Origin of the sequence: Dyella silvatica (assembly GCF_026283955.1) — a bacterium.
Classification (GTDB): domain Bacteria; phylum Pseudomonadota; class Gammaproteobacteria; order Xanthomonadales; family Rhodanobacteraceae; genus Dyella_C; species Dyella_C silvatica.
In genome coordinates, this window is record NZ_JAPDPE010000030.1 from 35617 (window position 1) to 42923 (window position 7307).

Below are 7307 nucleotides of genomic sequence, written 5' to 3' on the forward strand. Positions count from 1 at the left end.
ACCATTAGCCCTTGTCAGGCCAGAGCAGCGCCTGAGCCACCACGACATGCTCGCCGTTAAACGTTGCCGCGGGTGATCCATATAAGGTGTAGCCGAGATTCAGTGCTTCAGAAACGCGATGACAAAACGCGGCATCGTCCTTGCCGGTCAATAAGCGGTAACGCGGCAAACCGTCAGGCGGTAAATCAGACATCAGCGATGACTCCTTCGAGATGACTCAACCTGGGGCATGCATGACTTGATCCGATGCCAGCTGCATCGGGCCAGGGCATGCATGCTGCATGGATAAAAAACTGACTCAAGCCACAAGTGAGCCGGTACCAGCCATCGGCTTGATCGGCTCGCGCAAGAGCGGCCCCGGCGCGACTTAGAATGATGCCCATAACGTCGGTTGATAGACAGGAGCAAGCATGAGCATCCAACTGGTCGTCACAAAAACGCCGAGCGCAGAGATCGTATCGCAGCTATCTGGCGACCTTGATCTTTTCAATATCGCGATGACCGAGATTGCCGATCGAACACCGCTGGCGGTGCTGGCGGTCGACGCCGAAACCGGCAAGGTCCGCGGCGGCATCAGCGGACGCACCTCGCTGGGCATGCTGTTTATCGATATTTTCTTTCTGCCGGCCGACCTGCGCGGTAGCGGCCTGGGCAGCAAGCTGCTGGCCGCCGCCGAAGACGAGGCGCGCCGACGTGGCTGTAAGTCGGCCGCCCTGTACACCATGAGCTTTCAAGCGCCCGGCTTCTACACCCGCCATGGATGGAACATATTCGGCGAAGTGCCCTGCGACCCGCCGGGCACACGACGGATCTTTCTGTCCAAAGATCTCAGCGCGAACCCCTGATGGAAAACCTGTCCCGGTCGGTCGCTGATCCCAGCGCGGCAACCCTGCCCTGTCGCGAACATCCAGGCAGGTAAAACCCGCGAAGCGCGCCTTCACTTCAACTGCACTTCGCGGGCGTGGACCCTCACCAGCCTGGCCGCTATCACGCGACAGCTCTGGCAGCCTCTTCGATCAAGGCGATGACTTCAGCCGGATGCGATGCCATCGAGGCGTGGCTGGCCGGCAGCGTGATCGCCTTGCGCGGTTTCATCCGTTCGACAAACCATTGCTCGGTTTCGGGGGGAATCATGCGGTCCTCGCTGGATACCTGATACCAGCTCGGCTTGACCTTCCCTGCGGGGGCGCCGGCCTTGTCGCCAAAGCAGCGTGCCGCGATGGGCTTCTGCGTCACCGCCATCACCAGCCCTTCGGTAGCATCGAGGTCCTGGCAGAAGTTTTCGTGGAATAGCTCCGGTTCGATCCACAGGAAACCGTTATCGTCCGGGCGGATCGCCGCCGCACCCGGAGGGGCTTCGCGCAAACCAAAAATACCACCGGGGGTTTCGCCCTCGTCAGGCGCAAAGGCCGCGATATAGACCAGGCCCAGCACATTCGGCACATGCCCGGCACCGCTGATGACCATGCCGCCATAAGAATGACCAACCAATAAGGTAGGGGCTCCCTGCGCGGCGGCCAGCTTGCTGGTGCGGTCAATGTCATCGGCCAGCGAGGTCAGCGGGTTCTGCACTGCGCTGACTTTATAGCCCTTGGCATGCAGGGTCGGAATCACGTGACGCCAGTGCGAGCCGTCGCCCCATGCGCCATGTACCAACACGATGTTCGGCTTGTTACTCATCGACATTCTCCTGATCTGCGGTAATGCCCGCATCGCTTACGCGACCGGTGGATACAGTGGGAGGCGCCAAGGCTTACTCCAGCGCAGCCTGCCTAAGCAGATTCTCGGCATGCCCTATGACATTCGCCCCGTCGTCATACGGTGAGCATAAGAAAACCTAGCACCCGCTGAAACCAAGCGATGCCGAACGCACCTGCGCACGGCAACGCCTGCTATCGATCGATAGCAAACCTAGCGAGATCGCTGTTACATCCCCGTTATACAGGGCGGGCCCGGCTTCAACGCCGACCTACGTCGACAAGCCGTATGAGTCCCATCAACGCGCATCGCGGCGATTCACCATGTCTCATTCACCATGTTTCAGCGAAGGGCCGAATGGTGTGATCGAACGACCACGTCGAAGGGTGCTGATGCGCAATATGAAACACTTCGTCGGCGATGGCGGCGGGCTGGGCAAAGTACTCGTCACGGCTGAAGGCCCAGCCAGCGGGTGGCTCAACCCAGGCAGGTCGCGTGCGACCGCGCTCGCCCAGCCACGGTGCATCGATGGCGGCATCGATCATCACGTAACCCACATGCACCCGCTTAGGGCCAAGATCGCGGGCGAGTGACTGGGCAAGAATGCGTTGTGCGGCCTTGCTCGGCGCGAACAGCGCATAGTTGGGCACGCCGCGTAGCGAGGCCGTATTTCCAGTGACCACGATGGCGCCTCCACCGGCAGCAATCATGTCCGGGGCGAGCGCTCGCGCAAGATGCAGCAGCGCGGTCGTGTTCACGCGGAAATTGCGTTCCAAGGCGCCCGGGTCTGCGTCAAGAAAAGTCGCGAACGTTTCGGAAACCGCAGTGTGGATAAGCACCGATGGCTTGCCGAGAGCGGCGCGAATGTTATCTATGGTGGCTGCCAGCGCACCGAGATCCGCCACATCGCAAACGTATGCCTCGCTGCCGGCAATCTCTTGCTGCAACTGCTGCAACTGCTGCAAGCGCGGCGCACTGCGCGCCAGCATCGCAACACGATAGCCAGCGCGGGCAAAGCGCCGCGCCTGTCGCGCCCCCCTACCCCGGTAATCACGCACACTTTGTCGACTGTCGTAGAAAGCCGCCCAAAAAGTTTCACATTGAAACCTGATGTGCTTTTTATCAGCAGAAGTTTTAAATTGCAACCAATAGCGACAAGTGATCGTATCGAGCCTCAATGCAGGCCTGGCTGAGATCTTGTAGCGATGGCAAAGCCAAAGAACCAGCGGCATGCGGCTGGCGCTTTACGGCACCATATCGAGAACACTGATCAAGGCACTGACGGAAACCCCATGGTTAAACGCATCAGCCACAAGGCATCGTGCTGCCCGATAGCAAGGCCCCTGGACGTGATCGGCGATGGCTGGTCATTGCTTATCGTGCGCGACATCTTCGACGGCCTGCACCGCTTCGGTGAATTGCAAAAAAACCTCGGCGTCGCCAAAAACATCCTCGCTGCGCGGCTGCGCAATCTGGTCGAACACGGCATCTTGGAAACCGCACCGGTCGCCGATGGCAGCGAGTATCAGGAATATCTGCTGACCGCTAAGGGCCGCGGGCTGTTTCCGCTGCTGGTCGCCTTGCGGCAATGGGGCGAGGATTATTTTTTCGACGACAACGAGATCGGCGTGCATCTCGTCGACCGCAAGCGCGGGCAACCGATCAAACGCCTGGAGCTGCGCGCGCAAGATGGACGGCTGTTGGCAGCGGAAGATACGCTGGTAAGCCATGCCCCGCCGAAGGCGACCGCCGCCAGTCAGCCCGCTAAAAAGTGAAGCGGCGGACTTTTCCGCGCAAGCACCCGGGCAGGCTCAGATCGAGTCAGCCCATCGGCGAGCCACGCAACCCCACGCCATGCTCAGCGAATACACAGGCCTGATTGAGGCGTGCCGATAAATCGCCATCAAGCTACGGCAAGCTGCCGCGCGAGCTGGGCTTTTACGCCAGGCCACTCTTCGCGCACGATGCTGTAGAAGGCCGTGTCTCTGGGGTTGCCGTTGGGCTCGATCTTGTCCTTGCGCAGGATGCCCTCGAAGGTCGCACCGATCTTTTCAAGTGCGCGGCGAGACCTGGCGTTGTCAGCCTTGGCCCGAAACTGGACCCGGTTGACAGCCAGCGTCTCAAAGCAATGCTCAAGCAGCAGCTGCTTGCACTCGGTGTTGATGCCACTGCCCCAGAACTCACTCGCGATCCAGGTGACGCCAATTTCAATCTTCTTGTCCTGTGGATGGATATCCAGCAGCCGCGTGGTACCGATGACCCGGCCACTGCCGGCAAGGCACAACAGGAACGGATAAGCCTTGCCCTGCGCCCTATCGTGCAGGGCCGCCTTGAAGTTGGGATAAAAGATCGCCGGGTCGGAGTAATCCACCGAGGTCAGCCGCCAGATTTCACGGTCGCGACCGACCTCAAAGAGTTCGTCCAGGGTGGCTGCTTCCAGCGGACGAAGTTCAACCAGGCGCCCCTTCAGGATCAACGGATAGTGAAGCCAAGCAGTCATCAAAGCGCACCTAAAAAGATCAGCATGTGCCCATGCCTAAGCAAGAGCGATTGCCGTGCATTGCACACGAAAAGTCTGGCTTTTTAGCGCCACCGTCAAGGTGATTGAGAGGCAAGCCTAAGCCTGGCTCTTGCTGAGCTGGAATCGGCTTGACCTGGCAGGTCATTGCACACAAGGACGGCGCGGAAAACACTCGCTCGAACCTCGAACCTCGAAGCCTGGAGCACAAGATGCGCGTAGCGAGCTGGATCATCATCGGCGCACTGGTCATGCCGCCGGTACATGCCGAGCAGGGCGTCGGCGACTACCAAGGCCTGCCTGCCGACCTCGCCGCTGCCGCGACCGCTTATGACATCGCGCAGATGAAATCCGACCGGGCCGGGCTTGAGCGACTGCTCGCCGACGATTACCTGCTGGCAAACTTGAACGGCAAGAATCAAAACAAGGCCGAGTCCATCGCCGACGCGGTGGTGCCGGGCAACAAGACCACCTACGTGGCGATTAGCCAACAAGTACGCAAGACCTGGCCGGATGGCGCGGTGCTGGGCGGCATGGTCGATGCAAAAGGCATGGATCGCGGCAAGCCGTACACGCTGCGAGCCCGCTTCGTCGACGTATGGGCCAGGCGCGACGGCAAATGGCAGGTGATCTTCACGCAGATCCATCGTGCGTCGCCGGGCGAATAAGCCGCAAGGCCGTGCCGATGACAGGAGCTTGCCAGCGGCGACGAGAACATTGAGTTAGGGCTGACGGCGGCACTGATCGCCATCGCCCACTGCTGGTGGCTTCCAGCTCATTCTGTCGGATAGCGCAGCGTTGCCGCAGCGGGTATCTGGGCATATTCTGCCCCAGCACCGCTCCAAGGATTCGTTATCGCCACGCTACCGGCCCAAGTGCCTTATTCGCCAATCGGCCTGTTGTTGCGCGAATGGCGCGCGGCGCGACGGCTGAGCCAACTCGACCTGGCGCTGGAAACCGGCATATCGACCCGGCACCTCAGCTGTGTCGAAACCGGCAAGGCGCGCGCCAGCCGTGAAACCGTGTCGCGCCTGGCCGACGCCCTGGGCATGCCGCTGCGGGAACGCAATGCCTTGCTGCGCGCGGCGGGTTTCGTGGCGATGCATCCCGAACGCCCGCTGGCTGCGCCGGCCCTCGATCGCGTGCGCCAGGCGGTCGACTTGATTCTCTCGCACCAAGAGCCCTACCCGGCTTTCGTGGTCAGCCGGCATTGGGATGTGCTGGCGACCAACGCGGCAGCGGTCAGAATCAACCAGCTGCTGATGAAAGGCCGGCCGGGCCGGCACCTCAATCTGCTGCACCAGATTTTCGACCCGGAGGATTTTCGTCCGGTCATCGTCAACTGGCACGAAGTCGCGGCCCGTTTCATCCGGCATCTGCATGACGATCTTGCCGCCAACCCGACCGATCGCCGAGCCCGTCAGCTACTCGACGAAATATTTGCCTATCCGGACGTTCCTGCGCGTTGGCGCAACCGCGAGCTGGGCGACGAACCTTCACCCATCGTCACCTTCACCTTCCGTAGCGATTTGGGCGAGCTGCGTTTTTTCGAAACCTTCACCACCTTCGCCGCGCCGTACGACGTGACTCTGGACGAGATACGGATCGACTGCACCTTCCCGGCCGACGATCACACCGCCGCCGTGTGCGCTGAGCTCGCAGCACGATCCTAGGAAGTCATTTCAGCGTTTCGTTAACCGCGCAACGGACAACGACAGTGCCGCGCATCAACATCGCCACACGCATTAGCGATGCGTGCGCTTGTGCATGCGTCTGCTGCTGTGCGGCCTGCTGCAAAGCGTCGCTGCTTTTTTCCAGCGGCGTATTCACCGCTTGCGCTGTCTGCACATGAGCCGTGGTGGTCAACGCCCGGCCGATAGCATGTTGGGCAGCATAGGCACGCGAGCCATCCTCGCTCAGTGCCACTCCATCAATGCGCGTCATGCCGCCGGCCTTGGCCGCCACCGTCAAGGCGCCCGCCAGATTGGTGCTGTGCTGGTCCGGCTTGCGGCCATGCTCGGCATCGAGCTGATGCACACCCGCGCACGCCTGCTTGAACATCGCGTGGTCGGGGTGGTCCGGATGATCGAGACGCGGCGGCGCAGCAGCCGGCTTGTTCTGGAACCAGCTGCCGGGATGGCTTAGCGTGTCGTAAGCCTGCGAGGTTTCCCGGCTGACCGCGGCACCCGCCGCCTGCATGGCGTGAGTGGCGCTCTGCGCAGCCTCGGTCGCGGTGTGTTGCACGGTTTGCACACCTTGTACCGCCGCCTGACGGCTAGCGTCGTAAGCCTGATGGGCTTGATGGCCGACATACTGCGCCGCGCGCTCGGTGGCGTGGACGCCTTGAACCGCCTTGTCTCGCGTGTAGTCGTAAGCCTGCTGCGCCACCTGCTCCGTCGCATGTACACCTTGTACGACCTTGTCGCGAGTGGCGTCATAGGCCTGCACCGCGGCATGCCCGGCGACATGCACAGCCTGCTCCCCAACCTGCGCGCCCTGGAGCACCTTCTCTTTGACATATTCGCCGGTCGCCACCGCCCCCACGCCAACCGCCTTGGGCACTTCCCAGTTAGCGGATATCACCGTGCGGGCATCCTGCACATCGTTGCGATAGCGATCGATCATGCCTTTATGCGCACCGTAGAGCGCTTCGTTCTCCGGCGAGATGATCGAATGGCCGAGCCGCGGATTATTGGGCAGAAAGTTGGTGGCGCTATGCGCGTCGAAGTCGATGCCCTTGACCGGATTGCGCACGCTTAACGCACTCATGCCATCGTGGTAACCGGCTTTATTCAGCGTGTCGAGATCCTGCTGCGAAGCATAGGTATGCGTCTCGCCGAAATGCTTGCTGGCCGCGCTGACCACATCGGTGGCGCGAACATGATTAATCACCTGGTGGCCACCCTCGGGAATGCCCTGGATCAAGCCGGCGGCACCGTAGCCATTAAACGTTTCGCCGTGCAGGCCGTATCGATAGGCGGTGATTTCGGTCAGGGCGCCACCGAGCGAGTGACCGGTCACTGTCGCGTTGAAGGGCAAGCCGTGCTTCTGGTCATAGTCTTTGCCCAGCTCCATCGCATGTTTCGTAAAC

9 protein-coding genes are annotated in these 7307 nt (G+C 61.2%); 4 read left to right on the forward strand and 5 right to left on the reverse strand.

Features of this window, described 5'->3' with window-relative positions; translation table 11 throughout:
* Positions 1 to 4 precede the first annotated feature (4 nt).
* Positions 5 to 193, reverse strand: a complete 189-nt coding sequence (locus OUZ52_RS08210) for a DUF1737 domain-containing protein (RefSeq protein WP_266157903.1) — start codon at positions 191 to 193, stop codon at positions 5 to 7.
* A gap of 217 nt (positions 194 to 410) precedes the next feature.
* Here OUZ52_RS08210 and OUZ52_RS08215 point away from each other — a divergent pair, with 217 nt between their 5' ends.
* Positions 411 to 845, forward strand: coding sequence for a GNAT family N-acetyltransferase (locus OUZ52_RS08215; RefSeq protein WP_266157904.1), 435 nt, complete (start codon positions 411 to 413; stop codon positions 843 to 845).
* 142 nt (positions 846 to 987) lie between these two features.
* Here the strand turns inward: OUZ52_RS08215 and OUZ52_RS08220 are convergent, their stop codons facing one another.
* Complete coding sequence (locus OUZ52_RS08220; RefSeq protein ID WP_266157905.1) at positions 988 to 1680, reverse strand: alpha/beta fold hydrolase; 693 nt, start codon at positions 1678 to 1680, stop codon at positions 988 to 990.
* A 350-nt stretch (positions 1681 to 2030) separates the two neighbouring features.
* Positions 2031 to 2930 (reverse strand): SDR family oxidoreductase, encoded by a 900-nt coding sequence (locus tag OUZ52_RS08225; protein WP_266157906.1) that lies wholly within the window; start codon positions 2928 to 2930, stop codon positions 2031 to 2033.
* A gap of 60 nt (positions 2931 to 2990) precedes the next feature.
* Between OUZ52_RS08225 and OUZ52_RS08230 the strand changes: the two genes are divergently transcribed.
* A complete protein-coding gene (locus OUZ52_RS08230) occupies positions 2991 to 3473 on the forward strand; it encodes a winged helix-turn-helix transcriptional regulator (RefSeq protein WP_266157907.1) in 483 nt (160 codons plus the stop codon).
* A gap of 128 nt (positions 3474 to 3601) precedes the next feature.
* On the opposite strand, the gene OUZ52_RS08235 is transcribed toward OUZ52_RS08230, so the two are convergent.
* Positions 3602 to 4198 (reverse strand): GNAT family N-acetyltransferase, encoded by a 597-nt coding sequence (locus OUZ52_RS08235; protein WP_266157908.1) that lies wholly within the window; start codon positions 4196 to 4198, stop codon positions 3602 to 3604.
* Positions 4199 to 4347: 149 nt separating this feature from the next.
* Between OUZ52_RS08235 and OUZ52_RS08240 the strand changes: the two genes are divergently transcribed.
* Complete coding sequence (locus tag OUZ52_RS08240) at positions 4348 to 4884, forward strand: nuclear transport factor 2 family protein (RefSeq protein WP_266157909.1); 537 nt, start codon at positions 4348 to 4350, stop codon at positions 4882 to 4884.
* A 207-nt stretch (positions 4885 to 5091) separates the two neighbouring features.
* Positions 5092 to 5889, forward strand: a complete 798-nt coding sequence (locus OUZ52_RS08245) for a helix-turn-helix domain-containing protein (RefSeq protein ID WP_266157910.1) — start codon at positions 5092 to 5094, stop codon at positions 5887 to 5889.
* 4 nt (positions 5890 to 5893) lie between these two features.
* Here the strand turns inward: OUZ52_RS08245 and OUZ52_RS08250 are convergent.
* On the reverse strand, positions 5894 to 7307 hold a 1414-nt coding region (locus OUZ52_RS08250; RefSeq protein WP_323135325.1), incomplete at its 5' end, for an XVIPCD domain-containing protein.